This window comes from Aquabacterium sp. A3 (assembly GCF_038069945.1).
In the GTDB taxonomy this organism is placed as follows: domain Bacteria; phylum Pseudomonadota; class Gammaproteobacteria; order Burkholderiales; family Burkholderiaceae_C; genus Aquabacterium.
This window is the reverse complement of sequence record NZ_JBBPEV010000002.1, coordinates 235,574-255,853: the sequence shown is the minus strand read 5'-3', so window position 1 is coordinate 255,853 and position 20,280 is coordinate 235,574. Positions and strand designations below refer to the sequence as shown.

At 66.2% G+C, this 20,280-nt stretch carries 18 protein-coding genes; 11 read left to right on the top strand and 7 right to left on the bottom strand.

From position 1 onward, the window contains the following. Nucleotides 1–163: 163 nt before the first annotated feature. From recQ to WNB94_RS10350, 3 genes are all read right to left on the bottom strand, one after another. Nucleotides 164–2,044: a DNA helicase RecQ gene (gene recQ / locus WNB94_RS10360; RefSeq protein ID WP_445819065.1), complete on the bottom strand. Its 1,881-nt coding sequence runs from the start codon at nt 2,042–2,044 to the stop codon at nt 164–166. A 151-nt stretch (nt 2,045–2,195) separates the two neighbouring features. Beyond that, nucleotides 2,196–3,767 carry a methyl-accepting chemotaxis protein gene (locus WNB94_RS10355; protein ID WP_341390308.1) on the bottom strand — a complete coding sequence of 524 codons (1,572 nt, stop codon included), beginning with the start codon at nt 3,765–3,767 and terminating at the stop codon, nt 2,196–2,198. A 99-nt stretch (nt 3,768–3,866) separates the two neighbouring features. After that, complete coding sequence (locus tag WNB94_RS10350; RefSeq protein ID WP_341390307.1) at nt 3,867–4,373, bottom strand: acyl-CoA thioesterase; 507 nt, start codon at nt 4,371–4,373, stop codon at nt 3,867–3,869. Nucleotides 4,374–4,395: 22 nt separating this feature from the next. Here WNB94_RS10350 and WNB94_RS10345 point away from each other — a divergent pair, with 22 nt between their 5' ends. The 8 genes from WNB94_RS10345 (at nt 4,396) to WNB94_RS10310 (ending at nt 13,581) form a co-directional block, all read left to right on the top strand. Next, complete coding sequence (locus WNB94_RS10345) at nt 4,396–5,184, top strand: SDR family NAD(P)-dependent oxidoreductase (RefSeq protein WP_341390568.1); 789 nt, start codon at nt 4,396–4,398, stop codon at nt 5,182–5,184. 106 nt (nt 5,185–5,290) lie between these two features. Further along, nucleotides 5,291–5,995, top strand: coding sequence for a TetR/AcrR family transcriptional regulator (locus WNB94_RS10340; protein WP_341390305.1), 705 nt, complete (start codon nt 5,291–5,293; stop codon nt 5,993–5,995). Between the two features lie 38 nt (nt 5,996–6,033). Beyond that, on the top strand, nt 6,034–7,641 hold the full coding sequence (locus tag WNB94_RS10335) for a carboxyl transferase domain-containing protein (protein WP_341390303.1): 1,608 nt from the start codon (nt 6,034–6,036) through the stop codon (nt 7,639–7,641). Between the two features lie 10 nt (nt 7,642–7,651). Then, complete coding sequence (locus WNB94_RS10330; RefSeq protein WP_341390301.1) at nt 7,652–8,449, top strand: enoyl-CoA hydratase/isomerase family protein; 798 nt, start codon at nt 7,652–7,654, stop codon at nt 8,447–8,449. A gap of 8 nt (nt 8,450–8,457) precedes the next feature. Then, nucleotides 8,458–10,413, top strand: a complete 1,956-nt coding sequence (locus WNB94_RS10325) for an acetyl/propionyl/methylcrotonyl-CoA carboxylase subunit alpha (protein ID WP_341390299.1) — start codon at nt 8,458–8,460, stop codon at nt 10,411–10,413. A 10-nt stretch (nt 10,414–10,423) separates the two neighbouring features. Next, complete coding sequence (locus tag WNB94_RS10320) at nt 10,424–11,341, top strand: hydroxymethylglutaryl-CoA lyase (RefSeq protein WP_341390297.1); 918 nt, start codon at nt 10,424–10,426, stop codon at nt 11,339–11,341. Between the two features lie 48 nt (nt 11,342–11,389). After that, the gene (locus WNB94_RS10315; RefSeq protein ID WP_341390296.1) at nt 11,390–12,568 is read left to right on the top strand and encodes an isovaleryl-CoA dehydrogenase; all 1,179 of its coding nucleotides are present in this window, start codon (nt 11,390–11,392) and stop codon (nt 12,566–12,568) included. Nucleotides 12,569–12,699: 131 nt separating this feature from the next. Next, complete coding sequence (locus tag WNB94_RS10310; protein WP_341390294.1) at nt 12,700–13,581, top strand: metal-dependent hydrolase; 882 nt, start codon at nt 12,700–12,702, stop codon at nt 13,579–13,581. Here the strand turns inward: WNB94_RS10310 and WNB94_RS10305 are convergent. After that, on the bottom strand, nt 13,575–14,981 hold the full coding sequence (locus WNB94_RS10305) for a carotenoid oxygenase family protein (RefSeq protein WP_341390292.1): 1,407 nt from the start codon (nt 14,979–14,981) through the stop codon (nt 13,575–13,577). The genes WNB94_RS10310 and WNB94_RS10305 overlap by 7 nt on opposite strands. 100 nt (nt 14,982–15,081) lie before the next feature. Between WNB94_RS10305 and WNB94_RS10300 the strand changes: the two genes are divergently transcribed. Beyond that, a complete protein-coding gene (locus WNB94_RS10300) occupies nt 15,082–15,741 on the top strand; it encodes a TetR/AcrR family transcriptional regulator (protein ID WP_341390291.1) in 660 nt (219 codons plus the stop codon). On the opposite strand, the gene WNB94_RS10295 is transcribed toward WNB94_RS10300, so the two are convergent. Beyond that, nucleotides 15,657–16,457 carry a class II glutamine amidotransferase gene (locus WNB94_RS10295; protein ID WP_341390290.1) on the bottom strand — a complete coding sequence of 267 codons (801 nt, stop codon included), beginning with the start codon at nt 16,455–16,457 and terminating at the stop codon, nt 15,657–15,659. The two genes, WNB94_RS10300 and WNB94_RS10295, sit on opposite strands and share 85 nt — an antisense overlap. A gap of 152 nt (nt 16,458–16,609) precedes the next feature. Here WNB94_RS10295 and ssb point away from each other — a divergent pair, with 152 nt between their 5' ends. Further along, nucleotides 16,610–17,128, top strand: a complete 519-nt coding sequence (gene ssb / locus WNB94_RS10290) for a single-stranded DNA-binding protein (RefSeq protein WP_341390289.1) — start codon at nt 16,610–16,612, stop codon at nt 17,126–17,128. Between the two features lie 95 nt (nt 17,129–17,223). Here the strand turns inward: ssb and WNB94_RS10285 are convergent, their stop codons facing one another. Continuing rightward, on the bottom strand, nt 17,224–18,018 hold the full coding sequence (locus WNB94_RS10285; RefSeq protein WP_341390288.1) for a TetR/AcrR family transcriptional regulator: 795 nt from the start codon (nt 18,016–18,018) through the stop codon (nt 17,224–17,226). Nucleotides 18,019–18,150: 132 nt separating this feature from the next. Between WNB94_RS10285 and WNB94_RS10280 the strand changes: the two genes are divergently transcribed. After that, nucleotides 18,151–19,158, top strand: a complete 1,008-nt coding sequence (locus tag WNB94_RS10280; RefSeq protein ID WP_341390286.1) for a phytanoyl-CoA dioxygenase family protein — start codon at nt 18,151–18,153, stop codon at nt 19,156–19,158. A gap of 33 nt (nt 19,159–19,191) precedes the next feature. On the opposite strand, the gene truD is transcribed toward WNB94_RS10280, so the two are convergent. Beyond that, nucleotides 19,192–20,220, bottom strand: a complete 1,029-nt coding sequence (gene truD / locus WNB94_RS10275; RefSeq protein ID WP_341390284.1) for a tRNA pseudouridine(13) synthase TruD — start codon at nt 20,218–20,220, stop codon at nt 19,192–19,194. Nucleotides 20,221–20,280 lie beyond the last annotated feature (60 nt).

The following is a 20,280-nucleotide window of genomic DNA, read 5'->3' as shown; positions in this document are numbered from 1 at the left end:
GCGCCGGGATCAGCACTGGGCGCCGGCCAGCAGGCGGCTGGCACCCCCACCGTCGGTGAGGCAAGCCCTTGAACGGCAGAAAGACCGATGTGAATGCACCATGGTCGTGCACTGAGCACCTCTTGGGCGCCTCACTGCCCTCTGATGAGGTGCGCCTGTCCGCTCAAAGCGCGCCCAGCAAGTCCACGATCGCCTGCCCATACGCATCCAGCTTTTTGGCACCCACCCCGCTGATGCCCGACAGGTCGTCCAGGCTGCGGGGGGCCGCGCGGGCCATGTCGGCCAGGGTGGCGTCGTGAAACACCACGTAAGCGGGCAGGTTGTGCTCACGGGCCACATCGGCCCGCCAGCGCTTCAGTGCCTGGAACCTGCCCAGGCAGGCCGTGTCCATGTCGGCCTCGTGCGCCGAGGCCCGCGCCGCGCGCACCGTGCGGCCGGCGGCGCCGCGCCGCGCAGCGGGCTCGATGGCCTCCTTGAGCACGATGGACACCTCGCCGCGCAATACCGCACGGGCCGACTCCGTCAGCCCCAAAGTGCCGTACTCGCCCTCGGCCACCACATGGCCCAGGGCAATCAACTGGCGCAGCACGGCACGCCACTGCGTTTCGCTGAGGTCAGCCCCCACACCAAAGGTGCTCAGGCTGTGGTGACCATACTGGGCCACCTTGTCGGTCTGACGCCCGCGCAGCACATCGATCAGGTGGCCCGCGCCAAAGCGCTGCTGGCCGTGCTGCCAGAAGCGGTAAATGCCGCTGAGCAGCTTGCGGGCCGCCTCCGTGCCGTCCCAGGTGCGGGGTGGGGTCAGGCAATTGTCGCAATTCCCGCAGGGACCGCTGGCCTCTCCGAAGTACGCCAACAAGCGCACGCGACGGCAGTCATGGGCCTCGGCCAGGGCCAGCAGGGCGTCCAGCTTGCCGCGTTGCACGCGCTTGAACTCATCCGCAGCCGGACTTTCGTCGATCATGCGGCGCTGGTTGACCACGTCGGCCAGGCCATAGGTCAGCCAGGCGTCGGCCGGGGCCCCATCACGACCGGCCCGCCCCGTTTCCTGGTAGTAGCCTTCGATGTTCTTGGGCAGGTCCAGGTGGGCCACAAAGCGCACGTCCGGCTTGTCGATGCCCATGCCGAAGGCGATGGTGGCCACCATCACCAGGCCTTCTTCGCGCAGAAATCGATCCTGGTGGCGCTGGCGCATGCCGGCCTCAAGGCCAGCGTGATATGGCAGGGCGGCCACGCCCTGGCCGACCAGCCACTCGGCGGTTTCTTCCACCTTGCGGCGGCTCTGGCAATACACCACGCCGGCCTCGCCCGGGTGCTCGTCGCGGATGAAGCGCAGCAGTTGCTGGCGAGGGTTGTCTTTTTCGACCAGGGTGTAGCGGATGTTGGGCCGGTCGAAGCTGCTGATGAACACGCGCGCGTCGTGCAGGCTCAGCCGCTCGATCATGTCCGCCCGGGTGTGGTCGTCGGCGGTGGCCGTCAGGGCGATGCGGGGCACATCCGCAAAGCGCTCGTGCAGCAGGCTGAGCTGCAGGTACTCTTCGCGGAAATCGTGGCCCCACTGGCTGACGCAGTGGGCCTCGTCAATGGCAAACAGGCTGAGCAGGCCGCGTTCATGCAGGCTGGCCAGCTGGGCCTGGAAGCGCAAGGTGGTGACACGCTCAGGCGCGGCATACAGCAGCACCAGGCGGCCCGACATCATCTCGCGCTCGACCCGCTGGGCGTCGTCACTGCTGAGGCTGCTGTTGAGGAAGGCGGCGTGCACCCCCGCTTCTTCGAGGGCCCCGACCTGGTCATGCATCAGTGCGATCAGCGGCGACACCACGATCGTCACCCCGCGCCCCTGGCGGTGCCGCGCGATGGCCGGCACCTGGTAACACAAGCTCTTGCCGCCGCCCGTGGGCATCAGCACCAAGGCATCCCCCCCGCCAATCACCTGCTCGACGATGGCCTGCTGCTGCCCGCGAAACGCAGGGTAGCCAAACACCTCGTGCAGGATGGCCTCAGGGGCGTCTACGGTGTCGGAGCGGGGGTCAAGACTGGGCAGCACGGGCGAAATCGACGGAGACAAAAGGCAGGCGCCATCGCCACGGACGTGGGGCGCACAGATCGCCTATTGTCGCTGCAAGCCGTGAAGCAGGCGCCGATGCAGGCGCCGGGTCATCAAGGACACGCCCTGGTGGATTGAGCCCGAGGGATCACGCCAGCTGGAAAAACGCCACCGCCGAGCGCAAGCTCTCTGACTGGTGACGCAGCGACGACGCCGCTGCAGCGGCTTCTTCCACCAAAGCGGCGTTCTGCTGCATGGTGTTGTCGATGCTGGAGACCGCCTCGCTGATCTGGCCGATGCCCTGCGCCTGCTCTTGCGCCGCCGCGGCGATCTGATCGACCACGGACTGAACCCGCTGCACGGCCTCCATGGTGTCTCGTATGGTCTGGCCGGCCTCGCCCACCAGGCCACTGCCTTTCTCCACGCAATCCACGCTCGTCTGGATGAGGGCCTTGATCTCGCGGGCCGCGGTGGCGCTGCGTTGCGCCAGGGCGCGCACCTCGGACGCCACGACGGCAAAGCCACGGCCCTGCTCACCAGCACGCGCGGCCTCTACCGCCGCATTCAGCGCCAGGATGTTGGTCTGAAAGGCGATGCCGTCAATCACGGCAATGATGTCAGCCATCTTGCCGGAGCTGGCATGGATCTCACCCATGGTCTGCACCACCTGCCCCACCACCTCGCCCCCGCGAGAGGCCACGCCACTGGCCTGATCGGCCAGATCACGCGCCTGGGCGGCATGGCCGGCGGCTTGCTGCACACCCGCCGTGAGCTGTTCGATGGTGGCGGCCGTTTGTTGCAACGCAGACGCCTGGGTTTCCGTGCGGGACGACAGGTCCTGGTTGCCCGTGGCGATCTCGCCAGAGGCGTGAGCCACCTGCTCGGCTGCGCTGCGCACCTGCCCCACCACCCCCCTGAGGCTGTCGTTCATGTGCACCACGGCATGAACCAGCTGGGCAATTTCGTCACGCCCTGACGGGCTCAGGCGGTGCTGCAACTGCCCTTGGGCCACGCCATGGGCGGCCGCCACCACCGCGCGCAAGGGTCGCGTGATGCTGCTCACAATCATCCAGCTGGCCAGCGCCCCTGTCAGCACGGCCGCGACCAGCAACGCCAACATGCTCATCATCACCTGACGGGCCTGCGCCTCCGCCTCGGCTTGCGCGGCCTGCTGGCGCTCCACGCTCAAGGCCAGCACGACATCAACCAGGGTGTCCAGATGCTTTGTGGGCTCGCGGTCTTTGCCACGGACGGCACCATCCACCTCACGCGCAGAGGCCTCCGGCTGATCCGGGTTGAAGGCTTGCAGGGCCTGGAGGTACTCTTGCTGCAAGCCGGCCAGCGACTGACGGCTCTTGACCACATCGGCGGTGGGCAAGCCGATGCGCTCGTAAAGTTGGGAGAGCGCTGCCAGATGGCGCTGCACCTCGGCGCCTTCCTTGATGAAGGCTTGCCGGTATTTTTGAAACGGCTCAGGCTGATGCCCTCTGAGCAACAGGTTCTTCCATTCTTGAACCTGAATCTTGAAGCTGACCTGGGCGCTGCGTGCCAGGTCGATTGCTTTTTCATGGTCGTGGGCCATGCGATGTGCCTGGGTCAACTCTTGTCCTGCTGCACGCATGCCCCACCATCCCAAGGCGCCCACCAACACCGTGGCCAGCAGCAGCACGGTCGACAACACCACCAGGCGAACGGCGATCGAAAAGCGATTGAGCAACATGCAGGGCTCCGGAAAAGGTCCGACAAGTGGACGTGGCCGGCCCCGGGCAAGGCGTCTGAATCGGCTCACCATGCCATCCCGGCGTAGGGGATGCGAGGGTTATCGGCCGTCGGCACCCATACTTGAGCCCATGGGCGCCGACGACACCACCGCAGCGCCATAGATGCGCTGAAACGGCTCGGGCATGCGCTTCAAGCGTCCCTGCGCGATGTCCACACACACAAAATGAGACGCGGCTCGAAACACCGTCTGCCCATCGGATGGCCGGACAAACTGGTAGCGGCGATGCAGGTTGATGCGATCAATCTGGGTGATCCAGGTGGCCAGACTGAGGTCTTCATCCAGGCGAGTGGCCTGCAGGTAGTTCAGCTCGTGCTGGCGCACCACCATGCCGTGGCCCAGCGCCTCGTATTCGGCGGGCCCCAGACCCAGGTGCATCGAGTGCGACCAGGCCACGTCCTCCAGCCATTGAAGGTAAACCACGTTGTTGGTGTGCCTCATCACATCGATGTGTTGAGGCCCAACGCGCACTTGCAGGATGTGCGGATGGGGCAGGTCCCAGGTGAAGGGATGACGGTCGGTGGGCATGATGGACGATGATGCCATGTCCACCAGCCGAGGAGACACCATGCAATGGACCGACGCCGTGATGATCGTGACCGGGGGCAGCTCTGGCCTGGGCGCCGCCGCCGCCCTCGCAGCCTGGCAGGCTGGCGGGCGCGTGGTGCTGGCAGACCGACAGCCGCCAACCGACACCCATGGGCTGATGCAGTCCGACCCCTCGCAAGCGCGCTGGTGCTGGGTGCCCACCGACGTGACGGACACGGCGCAGGCTCAGGCCTCGGTGCAAGCGGCCATGGACCGCTTTGGCCGTCTGGATGTGCTGCTCAACGCAGCCGGCATTGGCGCTGCTGAAAAACTGCACGGTCGATCTGGCTCGCACGGGCTGGACACCTTTCAGAAGGTCATCCAGGTGAACCTGGTGGGCACCTTCAACATGATGCGCCTGGCGGTGGCCGCGATGCTGGCCTCGCCGGCTCGAACGGGTGACGATGGCGCAGGGTCGCGTGGGGTGATCGTCAACACCGCGTCCATCGCGGCCTTCGACGGGCAGATGGGCCAGGTGGCCTACGCCGCCTCCAAAGGCGGGGTGGTGTCCATGACGCTGCCGGCCGCACGCGATCTGGCCAGAGACCGCATCCGCGTGGTCACGATCGCACCCGGCATCTTTGCCACGCCGATGATGGCGAGTCTGCCTCAAGAAGTACAACAATCGCTGGGTCAGGGTGTGCCCCACCCAGCCCGGCTGGGCGCACCTGCAGAGTACGCCGCCCTGGTTCGCCACATCGTCGACAACGATTACCTCAATGGCGAAGTCATCAGGCTGGATGGGGCCTTGCGCATGGCGCCTCGCTGAACAGAGGCTGCCCATCCGGCAAACCAAGGGTTTTCACCCGGCATCATCATCCCCGGCCGCGTGGCAGCGATGGCATCATGAAGCCTGATATTGAGTCAGGCTCAAAATGTCATCTGTTCTGACACGCACCACGCCCCGCCGCACCAAGTCCCAGCTGCGTCTTCAGGACCTGCTGGCTGCGGCCCGGCGCGTCTTCTCCGAGCAGGGCTACCAGCGCGCCACCATGGCCATGATTGCGCAGGAAACCGGCGTCTCGGAGGCCACCGTGTTCACCTACTTTGCGGGCAAGCGCGAGTTGTGCATCCAGGTGATCAAGGACTGGTATGACGAAATCACCCGAGACCTGGAGGACACCGTGCCCCGGCTGCATGGCACCCACGCTCGGCTGGCACACGTGATTCGATCTCACCTGGTCACGCTGCTGGCCGACGGCTCAGGCATGTGTGCACTGGTGCTCAGCGAAGGCCGCTCGGCGGCCTTGAGCGAACCCGAACTGGCCAAGGTGCTGACCGATTGCAAGCGGCGCTACACCGCGCCGCTGATGCGCTGCCTGGCCGATGCGCAGGCCGCAGGCGACATCCGGCAGGACATGCCGCTGGGCCTGCTGCGCGATTTGATCTACGGCGCCATGGAGCACGTGCTGTGGGACGCCATCGGCAAGGCCCGCCGCCCCCCCATTGACGCCACGGCCGAACAACTCACGACGCTGATCTGGGCCGCACTGATGCCGCCCGAATCGAACGCGGCCCAACTGCAGCGCTTCAGGGACGAGGTCATCGCCGCCCTGAAGCACGTGCAGACCCCGCGCTGACCCCGGTACCGCCCCACCCTTGCAGGAGCCTTCGAGCCATGCCCGTGCTGACCACCCAGCTCAACCCGCGCAGCCAGGCCTACCAGGCCAGTGCCCTGGCCATGCAGGCCCTGGTCGACGACATGGACCACCAGCTGGCCACCGTGGCCCTGGGCGGCGGTGACGCCGCCCGCACCAAACACCTGGCGCGAGGCAAGCTGCTGCCACGCGACCGCGTGACCCAACTGCTCGACGCTGGCTCGCCTTTTCTGGAAGTGGCGCCGCTGGCCGCCTTGAACGTGTACGACAACGCCGCCCCCTGCGCGGGCGTGATCGCCGGCATCGGGCGCGTGGCGGGCGTGGAATGCATGGTGGTGTGCAACGACGCCACGGTGAAGGGCGGCACCTACTACCCGCTGACCGTCAAGAAGCACCTGCGCGCGCAAGAGATCGCGCAGCAAAACCGCCTGCCCTGCATCTACCTGGTCGACTCGGGCGGCGCCAACCTGCCCAATCAAGACGAAGTGTTTCCTGACCGCGACCACTTCGGTCGCATCTTCTACAACCAGGCCCACATGAGCGCGGCCGGCATCCCGCAGATCGCGGTGGTGATGGGCTCGTGCACCGCGGGTGGTGCCTATGTCCCGGCCATGAGCGACGAGACCATCATCGTGGCCCAGCAGGGCACCATCTTCCTGGGCGGCCCACCCCTGGTCAAAGCCGCCACGGGCGAAGAGGTCACGGCCGAGGACCTGGGCGGCGGCGACGTGCACACGCGCCTGTCGGGTGTGGCCGACCACCTGGCGCGCGACGACGAGCACGCGCTGGCGATCGCGCGGCAGTGTGTGGCGCGGCTGAACTGGCGCAAGTCACCAGCGCTGTCGCTGGTCACACCCCGCCCTCCGCTGCTGGATGAAGCCGAGCTGATGGGCGTGATCCCGGCCGACACCCGAAAGCCCTTTGACGTGCGCGAGGTCATCGCCCGCCTGGTCGACGGATCGGAGTTCGACGAGTTCAAGGCCCGCTATGGCGCCACGCTGGTGTGCGGCTTCGCGCACATCGAAGGCATGCCCGTGGGCATCGTGGCCAACAACGGCATTTTGTTTTCAGAGTCGGCCAACAAGGGCGCGCACTTCATCGAGCTGTGCTGCCAGCGCAAGGTGCCCCTGGTCTTCCTGCAAAACATCACCGGCTTCATGGTGGGCCGCAAGGTCGAGAACGAAGGCATCGCGCGGGCCGGCGCCAAGATGGTGACGGCGGTGTCGTGCGCGCAGGTGCCCAAATTCACCGTCATCATCGGCGGCAGCTTCGGCGCCGGCAACTACGGCATGTGCGGTCGCGCCTTCAACCCGCGCTTCGTGTGGATGTGGCCGAACGCGCGCATCAGCGTGATGGGCGGCGAGCAGGCGGCGTCGGTGCTGGCCACGGTCAAGCGCGATGGCATCGAAGCCAAGGGCGGCCAGTGGAGCGCCGACGACGAAGCCGCGTTCAAGGCCCCCATCCGCGATCAGTACGAGGCGCAAGGCCACCCCTACTACGCCACCGCTCGCCTCTGGGACGATGGCCTGATCCGCCCCACCGACACCCGCCGCGTGCTGGCCCTGGCGCTCAGCGCCAGCCTGAACGCCCCCATCCCCGAGACGCGCTTTGGCGTCTTCCGCATGTGAGGAGATGCGCATGACCACCCCACTTCAACACCTGGATGTTCAACGGCAAGGGGCCGTGGCCACCGTGCGGCTCAACCGCCCCGATGTGCGCAACGCCTTTCACGCCGACACCGTGGCCGAGCTCACGCGGGTCTTTGCCTCGTTTCAGGACGACGCCGGCTTGCGCGCCGTGGTGCTGGGCTCCACCGGCACCGCGTTTTGCTCAGGGGCCGATCTGAACTGGATGCGCCAGACCGCCGACTACAGCTGGGTGGACAACCACCGCGATGCCTCGCGGCTGGCCAACATGCTGTGGACGCTGACCTGCTGCCCGGTGCCCGTGATCGCCGAGGTGCAGGGCGATTGCTACGGCGGCGGCGTGGGCCTGGTGTCGTGCTGCGACGTGGTGGTGGCGGCCGAGGCGGCCCAGTTCTGCCTGTCCGAAGCGCGGCTGGGCCTGATCCCCGCCACCATCAGCCCCTATGTGATCCACGCCATCGGCGAGCGGGCGGCGCGACGGTACTTTGTCACCTCCGAGCGTTTTTCGGCCGCGCGTGCGCAAGCCATGGGCCTGGTGCACGAGGTGGTGGCCTCTGACCAGCTGGCGGCGACCACGCAGGGCATCGTCGAGTCCATCTTGCACAACGGGCCCCATGCGGTGCGCGAATGCAAGACCTTGGTGCGCGAGATCGGCAGCCGCCCGATCACACACGAACTGCGCGACATCACCGCCCGCCGCATCGCCGACGTGCGCGCCAGCGACGAGGGCAAGGCGGGCTTGAACGCATTCCTCACACGCAGCACGCCGCCGTGGGTGGCCGGACACTGAGGCGCCGCATGTTCACCAAGATCCTGATCGCCAACCGGGGTGAGATCGCTTGCCGGGTGGCGGCCACGGCCAGGCGCATGGGCGTCCGCACCGTGGCCGTCTATTCCGAGGCCGATGCCCAGGCGCGCCATGTGCAGGCCTGCGACGAGGCCGTCTGCATCGGGCCGGCCAGCCCGCGCGACAGCTACCTGCGCGCCGACCGCATCCTGGAGGTGGCGAAGGCCGCCGGCGCCCAGGCCGTTCACCCCGGCTACGGCTTCCTGTCTGAAAACGAAGGCTTCGCCCAGGCCTGCCTGGACGCGGGCATCGCCTTCATCGGCCCACCGCCGTCGGCCATCGCGGCCATGGGCAGCAAATCGGCCGCCAAGGCCTTGATGGCGCGGGCTGGTGTGCCCTTAGTGCCGGGCTACCACGGTGACCGCCAGGAGCCTGACTTCCTGTTGGCGCAAGCCGAGGCCATCGGCTTTCCGGTGTTGATCAAGGCCAGCGCGGGCGGCGGCGGCAAGGGCATGCGCATCGTGCGCCAGGCCGACGAATTCACAGCCGCGCTGGCGTCTTGTCAGCGCGAGGCGCAGGCCAGCTTCGGCGACCAGCACGTGCTGGTCGAGCGTTACGTCACGCAGCCCAGGCACATCGAAATCCAGGTGTTCGCCGATGCGCACGGCCAGGTGATCCACCTGGGCGAGCGCGACTGCTCGGTGCAACGCCGCCACCAGAAGGTGCTGGAAGAAGCCCCGGCCCCCGGCATGACGCCCGAGCTGCGCGCGCAGATGGGTGCCGCCGCCGTGGCCGCCGCCCAGAGTGTGGGCTACGTGGGCGCGGGCACGGTGGAGTTCATCTGCGAACAGGATGGTCGCTTCTACTTCATGGAGATGAACACGCGCCTGCAGGTGGAGCACCCGGTCACGGAGGCCATCACCGGGCTCGACCTGGTGGAGTGGCAACTGCGCGTGGCCTCGGGCGAGCCACTGCCGCTCACACAAGCGCAGGTGTGCCTGCAGGGCCACGCCATCGAGGCGCGCATCTGTGCCGAGCAGCCCGAGGCCGGCTTCCTGCCCGCCATCGGCGCGCTGCGCACGATGCGCACGCCCGAGGCCAGCGCCTTCCGCATGGCACCCGTGCGCATCGACAGCGGCGTGGCGGCCGGCGACGCCATCTCGCCGCACTATGACTCGATGATCGCCAAGCTCATCGTGCATGGGGCGGACCGCCAGCAGGCGCTGGAGCGTCTGGCCACGGCGCTGCTGGATTTGCAGATCACCGGCCTGCACCACAACGTGGATTTTCTGCAGCGCCTGGTGGGCACGCGGTCATTTCAAACGGCACAGCTCGACACGGCCTTGATCGAGCGTGAGCATGAGGCCTTGTTCGGTGTGCGTGACGAGACGGCGCTGACCAGGTTGGCACTGGCGGCGGCCTGCCAGCGCTGGTGGCATGACCAGCAGCACCCTGCCCCCTCGGGCCCCTGGGCCCAGGGCGATGGCTGGGCGCTGCATGGCGAACAACGCCGTGTGCTGCGATGGCAGCCGAGCGCCACCCCGCACGCGCCACCAATCACCGTCACGCTGGTTCAGGCCCGCGACGGCCGGCTGGCCATGCACATGGGCGACGCCGTGGTGCCACTCACCACCGGGCTGGGTCAGGTGGACCGCGATGGCGACACCTTCGACGCCTTCACCCGCCTGGGTCACCTCAGCCTGCGCTGGCTGAACCCGCTGAACGTGGCGGACGCGGCCTCAGCCCCCACCGGCCAACTCACCGCGCCCATGCCTGGCAAGGTGGCGGCCCTGCTGGTGGCCGTGGGTGACGTGGTGCGCGCCGGACAAGCCGTCGTCGTCACTGAAGCGATGAAGATGGAGCACACCTTGTGCGCGCCACGAGACGGTCGTGTCACGGAACTGTTGTGTCGCGCAGGCGATCAGGTGCCGGAAGGCGCCGAATTGCTGCGCATCGAATCCGATTGAAGGCCCGCCCATGAGTCAACTCCCCACCCACGTCACCCTGGTCGATGTCGGCCCCCGCGATGGCCTGCAAAACGAGGCCCAGCCCGTGCCTGCGGCCACCAAGATCGAGCTCGTGCACCGCCTGCAAGCCGCTGGCCTGCGCGAGATCGAAGTCACCAGTTTTGTCAGCCCCAAGTGGGTGCCGCAGATGGGCGACAACGCCGAGGTCATGGCCGGCATCACGCGCCAGGGCGGCGTGCGCTACAGCGTGCTCACGCCCAACATGAAGGGCTTTGAGGGCGCGCTGGCCGCCAAGGCCGATGAAGTCGTCATCTTCGCGGCCGCCAGCGAGGCCTTCAGCCAGCGCAACCTCAACTGCTCGATCGCCGAATCCATCGAGCGCTTCCGCCCGGTGGCCGAGGCCGCACATGCGCATGGCATGAAGGTGCGCGCCGCCGTGTCGTGCGCGCTGGGTTGCCCCTACCAGGGTGAGGTGAGCATCCAGGCCGTGGACGAGGTGGTGCAACGCCTGCTGGACATCGGCAGCCACCACATCGGCATCGCCGACACCATCGGCGTGGGCACCGCAGGCCAGGTGCAGCGCGTGATGGAAGTCACCATGAAACGCGTGCCCCTGGCCGAACTCAGTGGCCACTTTCACGACACCTACGGCCAGGCGCTGGCCAACATCTACGCTTGCCTGCAACTGGGCGTGCACACGTTCGATGCCAGCGTGGCCGGCCTGGGCGGCTGCCCCTACGCCAAGGGCGCCACCGGCAACGTGGCCACCGAAGACGTGGTCTATCTGCTGCACGGGATGGGCATTCACACCGGCATCGATCTGGACGCGCTGGTGGACGCCGGTGCCTTCATCTCTGGCGCGCTGGGACGGCCCACGGCCTCGCGCGTGGCGCGCGCCACGCTGGCCAAACGCGCCCGCGCTGCCTGAGCCGCACACCGATCCGATCACCGTTCGCAGAAACCGAGGAGACACACCATGACCCTGCCTGGCCTGAACCACCAGCTCGGCGACGACATCGACGCCCTGCGCGACGCCGTGCGCACCTTCGTGGACAAGGAGCTCGCGCCCCGCGCCGCCGACATCGACCGCGACAACCTCTTCCCGGCCGACATGTGGAAGAAGCTGGGCGACCTGGGCCTGCACGGCCTGACGGTGTCAGAAGAGTACGGCGGCACCAACCTGGGCTACCTGGCCCACATGGTGGCCATGGAAGAGGTCAGCCGCGGCAGCGCCTCGGTGGGGCTGAGCTACGGCGCGCACTCCAACCTGTGCGTCAACCAGATTCACCGCAACGGCAGCGAGGCGCAAAAGCGCAAGTACCTGCCCAAGCTCATCAGCGGCGACTTCGTCGGTGCGCTGGCCATGAGCGAGCCCAACGCAGGATCGGACGTGGTCAGCATGAAGCTGCGCGCCGACAAGAAGGGTGACCGCTACATCCTCAACGGCAGCAAGATGTGGATCACCAACGGTGGTGACGCCGACGTGCTCGTGGTCTACGCCAAAACGGACCCAGACGCGGGCGCCAAGGGCATGACGGCCTTCCTCATCGAAAAAGGGATGAAGGGCTTCAGCCGGGGCCAGCACCTCGACAAGCTGGGCATGCGCGGCTCCAACACCTACCCGCTGTTTTTTGAAGACTGCGAGGTGCCGTTTGACAACGTGCTGGGCGGCGAGGGCAACGGCGCCAAGGTGCTCATGAGCGGGCTCGACTACGAGCGCGCCGTGCTCTCGGGCGGCCCACTGGGCATCATGCAATCCGTCATGGACAACGTGATCCCCTACATCCACGAGCGCAAGCAATTCGGCCAGGCCATCGGCGAGTTCCAGCTGCTGCAGGGCAAGATCGCCGACATGTACACGGTGCAGCAGGCGGCGCGCTCGCTGGCCTACACCGTGGCCAAAAATCTGGATGCGCTGGGCAGCCAGCACGCCCGCCACGTGCGCAAGGACTGCGCCGCCCTGATCTTGTGGACGGCCGAAAAAGCGACCTGGATGGCCGGTGAAGGCATCCAGATCTTCGGCGGCAACGGCTACATCAACGATTACCCCCTGGGACGACTCTGGCGTGACGCCAAGTTGTACGAGATTGGCGCGGGCACGAGCGAAATCCGACGCATGTTGATCGGTCGAGAGCTGTTCAATGCCACTTCATGACGCAGGTGCTGCCCTGGTGTCGTTCAGGCAGCCCTGCTGCACTCCCTCCGCGTCGTAACATCTGATTCAGATCAAGACAAAAGCGGCTTGCTGACCAACATCGGCAAGCGCACCACGAGAAGGAGATGCACATGAGTCAACAAGCACTGCACAACGCCAAGGCCCTGGTCGCCCGGGAAAAGCTGGACTTCGGCCTGGACGGTGAACTGCCCCGCTGGTGGTACGACAACAGCCCGCACAAGTCGCGGCTGATCGATGCGCTGCAAGCCGCCTTTCCGGATGGCGAGCGCTACTTCATTTCGTGCGTGCGCGCCTTCCGCGAGCAAACCACCGACCCCAAGCTGCTGGCCGAGATCAAGACCTTCATCCGCCAGGAAGGCCAGCACGGGATCGTGCACTCCAAGTACAACCAGCGCCTGCGCGAGCAAGGCATGGACGTGGACGCCATCGTTGATTTCATCAACCGCAACAACGCCCTCCACACCAAGCACTTCTCGAAGGAATACAACCTGGCGCTGACCGCCGCCTTCGAGCACTTCACCGCCATGCTGGCCGAGATCTTTTTCGTCAAGAAAGAGACCATGGCCAATGCCGACCCCAAGCTGCGCGCCATGATGGCCTGGCACGCGGTGGAAGAGATGGAGCACAAGGCCGTGGCCTATGACGTGATGCAGCAAGTGGCCAAGGTGGGCTACTTCATGCGGTGCGCGGCGATGGTCCACGTGATCATCTTCCTGAGCGTGCTGACCATGCGCTACACCAACCGCTTCCTCAAGAACGATGGCTTTTCCTTCGGTCAGCGCATGTGGATGATGGCCAAGTCACGTTGGTGGCTGTTCGGCTACAAGGGCGTGCTGTCCAGCCACCTGGGTACCTTGTTCGCCTACTTCAAGCCCGGCTTCCACCCCTGGCAGCAAGAGGCCATCCACAACTACGACGCGTGGGTGAGCACCTACGAGCGCACCGGCAACCCCATGGAAGCCGGCGACGCCCTCTACCAGGCGGCTCACTGAGCGGCGGTCAGCCCCGCATCAGGCACCCAGTTGCCGTGGAACCCCGCCGGGATGCGCGCGGGGATGTGCACCACGGCCTGGGGCGCCCCGCCGAAATCATCGGCATTGAGCACATGGAGCTCGGCACAGCCGCTTTGGCGGTTGTGCACCAGGCCCATCAACCAGCCGTCGTCCTCGGGCCCCTGCGCACGGCGCGGCACGAACACAAATTCGCCAGGCACCGCGTGCGGCCCGAAGTCGTGCCGCGTGGTCTGGCGCGTGTTCAGGTCATGGCGAAACAGCGGCTGGCCGCCCGGCTGATCGGGCTGAAACCCCACGGCGTAGGCGTAGCGGTAGGGCTCGCCCGTCAGGCGCTCGTCCAGGCGCGGAAACTCCTGAGCCACGTCGTGCAGCACCTCGCGCACCACGCGCTGTCCATCGGCGGGCAAGGTCCAGCGCTCAAAGCGCGCGCCTGAGTCCAGCTCGGGCCCGCTGCGCGAGCGGTCGAACATGCGGCGGTGCGCCACCACGTCCATCACCACGCTGCCATCGGGCAGCTCGAAGGCGTTGCACGGGTGAAAGACATAACAAGGGTCGACGTCGAACCAGCGCATGTCGGCGGCCTGCCCGTCCTTGGGCAAGAGGCCCACACGCGCGCGGTGCTTGTCGTTCCAGGCGTACGGGAACGCCGATCGCGTCAACAGGCGCTTGAATGAAAAGGTGACCGGCAGGTCCAGCACCACCACAAAACGGCGCGTGATGGCGCAGTCGTGGATCATGGGCCCGTGCTGCACCGGGATGTCCACCACGCGGCTCACATCGCCCTGGGGCGACACCCGCACGTACTGCACCTTGTGGCGCACGAAGGCGTCGTAGCAGATGGCGTGCAAGTCGCCGGTGTGCGGATCGCGGTGCGGGTGGGCGCTGAAGGGCTGCTTGCGCGGGCTGTTGAAGGTGCCGTGGCGCACGCTGTCGAGCCGGTCATCGAGCTGCACCGGCAGCATGCCGGCCTCCACCGAGGCCCACAGCCGCCCCGCGTGGCCATACACATTGGTGTTGACCACATCCCCGGGCCCATGACGGGGCCCCGGCAAGATGGGCCGCCCCAAAGCCTTGTGGGCCGAGTTGCTGCCCACGTAGCGGCTGCGGTACCAGGCCGCCTGGCCGCCTTGCAGGCGCACGCCATGCACCATGCCATCGCCGATGAACCAGTGGTAGCGCTGGGGGTTGGGCTTGAGGGGATTGGGCCCGATGCGGGCATACAGCCCGTTCAAGGCCTCGGGCAGTTGCCCCTCCACCCGCAGCGCGGTGGTTTCGGCTTCCCCCGACACGGGGGCAAACACGTCGTCCAGAAAGCTGGGCATGGCCGGCTGGGCGGCAGGCGTCTTGCGGGCGGCGGCCCAAGGCAGGGTCAATGACATGGCGGGCTCCTGTGAGGGGTGGGTGGATTGGCCATCACGGCGACATGTGTACACCGTGAACATGCGCATGACACCATGAAATGTGGACAATGTCAACATCATGGAAAACCTCAAGAGTGAACGCACCTACCACCACGGCGACCTGCGCAATGCCCTGATCGACGCCGGGATGAACGCCCTGGCCACCCAGGACGCCGCCGAGCTCAGCCTGCGGGCCCTGGCGCGCGAGCTGGGGGTGTCGGCCAACGCGGCCTACCGTCACTTTGCCGACAAGGATGCCTTGCTGAGCGCCCTGGCGGCCGAAGGCTTCAGGCGCTTTGCCGCCGAGCAGGCCGACAGCCGCTGCACCACGGGGCCCGGGCCAGACCAGGCCGGCCTGAAGGGCGGACCGCAGGACGAGGCCTTGTCATCCGGCCTGCGCTACGTGCAGTTTGCGCAGCGGCACCCGGGCTTGTTCAGGCTGATGTTCGGCCGGTTTTTGCTGGCCAGCCAGGATGCGGAGCTGCAAGGCGCCGCCATGGCGGCCTTCATGCAATTGCTGGAGCAAAGCCGCCCGCCCGGGGCCCCGCCCGGCCCGCCCGACGAAGCCACGCTGCTGCGCGCCCTGGCCCGCTGGAGCCTGGTGCACGGCCTGAGCCACCTGCTGCTGGAGGGGCAACTGGGGCTGTTTGGCGCTCAGCCCGATGGGCTGGTGCGCGCGGTGCTGGAGGCCTCCGGCCTGGGCGATGCCGGCCGCCCCGAGACGAAGGTCAGCAACTGACCGGGCTGCATGGCCACCCAGGGCTCGTTGACCGTCAACGGCTGGGTGGCGATCACGGCCACGCAGTCATCGGGCTGGGTGAGCTCGGCAAAATTCACCGACAGGTCCTGGTCTTGCAGGCGGGCCTCGCCAAAGGGGTGCTGGCGCACCAGGTAGTGCAGGTGGGTGCTGCAATGCGCCCACAGGGCATCGCCCTGGCTGAGCATGAAGTTGAAGGTGCCATGCGCCGCCACCCGGGGCACCAGCTCTTGCAGGGTCAACGTGAGCTCGTCCAGCGCCGGCATGCTGGCGTGTGATTTGGCCAGCTCCTGCATCAGCCAGCAAAAGGCGCGCTCGCTGTCGGTGTCGCCCACGGGCCTGAAGCTGGCGTGCAGGCGGGGCGCGTAATCCACCAGGTTGCCGTTGTGGGCAAACACCCAGTAGCGGCCCCACAGTTCGCGCACAAAGGGGTGGCAGTTCTGCAAGGCGATGGCGCCCTGCGTGGCCTTGCGGATGTGGGCGATCACGTGCCGGCTTTTGATGGGATAGCGCTTGACCAGCTCGGCCACGGGCGAGGCGCTGGCCGGCAGGTGGTCGACGAACAGGCGCACGCCGGGGCCTTCAAAAAAGGCGATGCCGAAACCATCGGCGTGCTCGTGCGCGCGGGTGGCAAAGCCCGAGAAGCTGAACACGATGTCGGTGGGTGTGTGGCCACTCATGCCCAGCAGCTGACACATGAAAAATGCTCCTGAAACCCGCATCTTAGGGGAAGCGAGTTCCCCCCAAAGAACGCACCTGCCAGGGGGAGTGTTTTGGCCACCGCTCACGCCATAATGAGCGCCTTAACCAACGATCCGTTCGTTCAACCAACCTCTCTAGGAATCAGGCCATGGCCTCCATCAACAAAGTCATCCTCATCGGCAACCTGGGCCGCGACCCCGAAGTTCGCTACACGCCCAGCGGCGCGGCGGTCTGCAACGTCTCGGTGGCCACCACCCGCAACTGGAAGGACAAGGCCAGCGGCGACAAGGTTGAGGAAACCGAATGGCACCGCGTGGTGTTTTACGACCGCCTGGCCGAGATCGCCGGCGAATACCTGCGCAAGGGCCGCCCGGTGTACGTGGAAGGCCGACTGAAGACCCGCAAGTGGCAAGACAAGGACGGCAAGGACAACTACACCACCGAGATCGTGGCCGAGCAAATGCAACTGCTGGGTGGCCGTGATGGCGGTGGTGGTGGCGGCGGGTACGGCGGTGGCGCCCCCGCAGGGGACGATTTTGGTGACGCGCCAGCCGCCGCGCCGCGCGCAGCCGCGCCCCGCCCGGCCCCAGCGCCGCGACCCGCTCCGGCGCCTGCGCCGAAGTCGTCCACCGGCTTTGACGACATGGATGACGACATCCCGTTCTGAGCACGGCTGACACTGGCCTGCCTTCATCCGAAAGCCCTGGGCGCAAGTGCCCGGGGCTTTTTGCTTCATGGCCTGCACCGCTCAAAAATGGCGTATCAGGTCACATCCTGACCAAGGGGACTGATGGGCAAGTCGACCGAAGGAAGCGGGCGACTCGCTATCGCCCAAGCCTCTGCCCAAGGCAGCCCCAGCGTCACCAGCACGGTGGCAGAAACCTTTTCTGGCAGATCTGGCGGCGAGCCAAAAGGGTCATCGGCATGATTGGAGACGGTGACCTCTGCCATGAGGCCACCCAGAATGGTGCTTCCCACAGCCACGACCAAGCTGGGCAGGTCATGGCAGACAAAGCGCTTGCCCTCGATGCCGCTCATCACGTCCCTGAGCAGATAGCGTCCCAGACCGGCATGCAAGCTGTCGCGGTTGAAGTGGGTGGCCAGCACAAAGTGGCCCCACACCGGATCGGCTCGTCCGTACCGAATGGTGTAGCGCGCCGATGCGGCGATCTTCTCAGCAGGGTCCGCGACCTGTTCGCCCAGTTTGTCGAGCGCCGCAGCGTAGTGCTCGATCAACTCATCCTTCAAGGCCAGGAAGATCGCCTCTTTGGATGGGAAGTGGTTGTAAAACGAGCCAAAACCGACATCCGCTGCATTGGTGATGTCTTGAATGGCCACCCCATCGACGCCCTTTGCCGACATCAGGCGCAAAGCGGCACGCATGAGCTTGAGTCGAGTTTCCTGGCGCCTCTTGTCCTGTCGCGTTGTGGCCGCACCAGCCGAGCCACGACCAACGCCGCCAGTCTGCTTCGCCTGTCCAGATTCAGAAGCCTTCTTCGTCCGCTTGACGGGAATTTTGGGAGCGCTCGGAGACGTCGATTTCTTGGCGGGAAGCATGACCGAATGAAGTGATGGCAGCTGTCAGCCCCAAGACTAACAGCACCTTGCACCCCAAGTAGAAACCCTGAAGTCACAATTTACTGATAACTCTATCATTTACGATAGTTCAATCACTTTATCGAGGTTTCCATGGGTTTTCCTGCCTTTCCCGTCCGTCAACTCACGGCCGAAGAACTCAAGCGCTATGACGACGATGGCGTCATCATGCTCAAGGGTGCGCTGGACAAAAACTGGGTGGAGATGGTGGAGCGCGGTATCGAAGAAGCCCGTAACGCCCAATCTGTGACGGGCAAGTTCATGTCGCGCAAGACCGAGGGCTACAAGATGGACATCTTCTTGTGGAAACGCATCGATGTGCTGCGCGACCTGATCTATTACGGCCCCTTTGCACGCTGGGCCAAGGACTTGATGAGGTCCGAAGAGGTTCGTTTTTTTTATGACCAGATGTTCATCAAGGAACCTGGCACCGATGCGCCCACCCCGTGGCATCAGGACCTGACCTTCTGGCCGATTCGCGGCGAACAGATCACGTCCTTCTGGATCCCCTTGAATCCGGTGACGACCGAAAACAGCGGACTGTTGTACGTGAAGGGCTCACACAAGTGGCCGCAGCGCTTCAAGGCCTTGTCGCCTGACTACGTGGCGGCACTGATCGATGAAAACGCAGACGACATTCCCGACATCAATGCCAATCCGGACCAGTACGACCTTCTGCACTGGGACATGGAACCTGGCGACATCCTCATGTTCCATCCCCTCACGCTGCACGGCTCGTTCGGCAACAAGTCCCGCACGACGCCGCGGCGTGCGCTGGCGCTGCGCTGGACGGGTGATGACGTGACCTACGAACCGGGCGCCAAGCGCATGCCGATTCACTTCCGGCATGACTCTCAGCCTGGGGGGCCATTGAGGGGGGCTGCATTCCCGATCATCCTGCCGCACCATGACCCAGCAGAGCGCGCAGCGCGCGTGCAGGTCGAACACGAGCAAGCACACAAGATGATTGGCTCGGCGATTCACAACGCCGTCTCTGCCGTCAAACTGGAGTTGAGCGGCAACAAGTCGACCATTGCGCCGCGCCAGACCTGGGACGATGCTTCGAAGATTGCGCCGGCCGCAAATCGCCCAACGAAGTGACGGCCCTGCAGCCACCAACCCAGCACTGCGGCATCACTGCTCGGCGGCCACCGTCTCGCTGTCGGTCTGCCGTTCCGGCTCGGTGGTGCGCACGATCTCGCTCAACACCGAGGTGGCGTAGTTGCCGGCAGGCAATGAAAACGTGAGCGCCAGTTCGTCGGCTTGTCGCCACGTCCATGACATGTCCAGCGGGTGGGCCACCAGGGCGCGGCGCTCCTGGTCCAGGCCCGCGTGCTCCATGCCGTCGCACAAGGTGGCGTGGCGTTGGGCCACGGCGTTTTCCAGGGCCTGTGCCTGCTCGGTGGTGCTCACGCGGCCGCGTCCCCACAGGGGGCCGGTGGGCCGGCCCGCGTCGTCCAGCACGTCGCCGGGCAGGGTCTGGCCCCACAGCCCCTGCTGTATGCGCCAGGCCAGCACTTCGTTGAACACGAACGAGCGCACCGCCGACAGGTAAATGCCCTTTTTCTTGGGGTTGCGCACGCGGATGTCGCGCGCCAGCATGGCCCGGCCTTGCGCCACGTTGCCCCCGTCGTGGCCAAAGCGCTGGGCGCCAAAGTAATTGGGCACGCCATGGGCGGCCACGGCCTTCAGGTTGGCCTCGATGGCGTCGCGGTCGCCGCGCACCTCGCGCAACACGATGCTGAACCGGTTGCCCTGCAGGTCACCGGGACGCAGCTTCTTGAGGTGGCGGCGCTGGCTCAGCACCTTGAACTCGGGATGCACCAGGGTGCTCAGGTCGGGCGTGCGGGCCTGCGCTTTTCCATGGGGCAGGTAGATGCTGAACCACTGGCGGGTGACGGCATGGCGGTCCTTCAGGCCGGCGTAGCCCACGTCACGCTCCGTCACGCCGGCGGCCTGGGCCAGTTGGTGGGCCACGAAGGTGGTGTTGGCGCCGTTCTTTTCAACGTCCAGCCACAGGTGTTCGCCTTCACCGCAGGGCAACTGCAGCGGGAGCTCGGTCACGACGAAGTCTTCGTTGCAGCGTTTCAGGATGGCGCTGGCGCCCGTGAGCGGGTAAGCGTGGGGCCAGCTCGGCAAGGTGGTGTCACAAGGGTCGGTCATGAAGAGGTCTGGCGGCGGCCGTGGCAAATCCAGGTGGGATTCTGCCTGCACCGCCCTCTA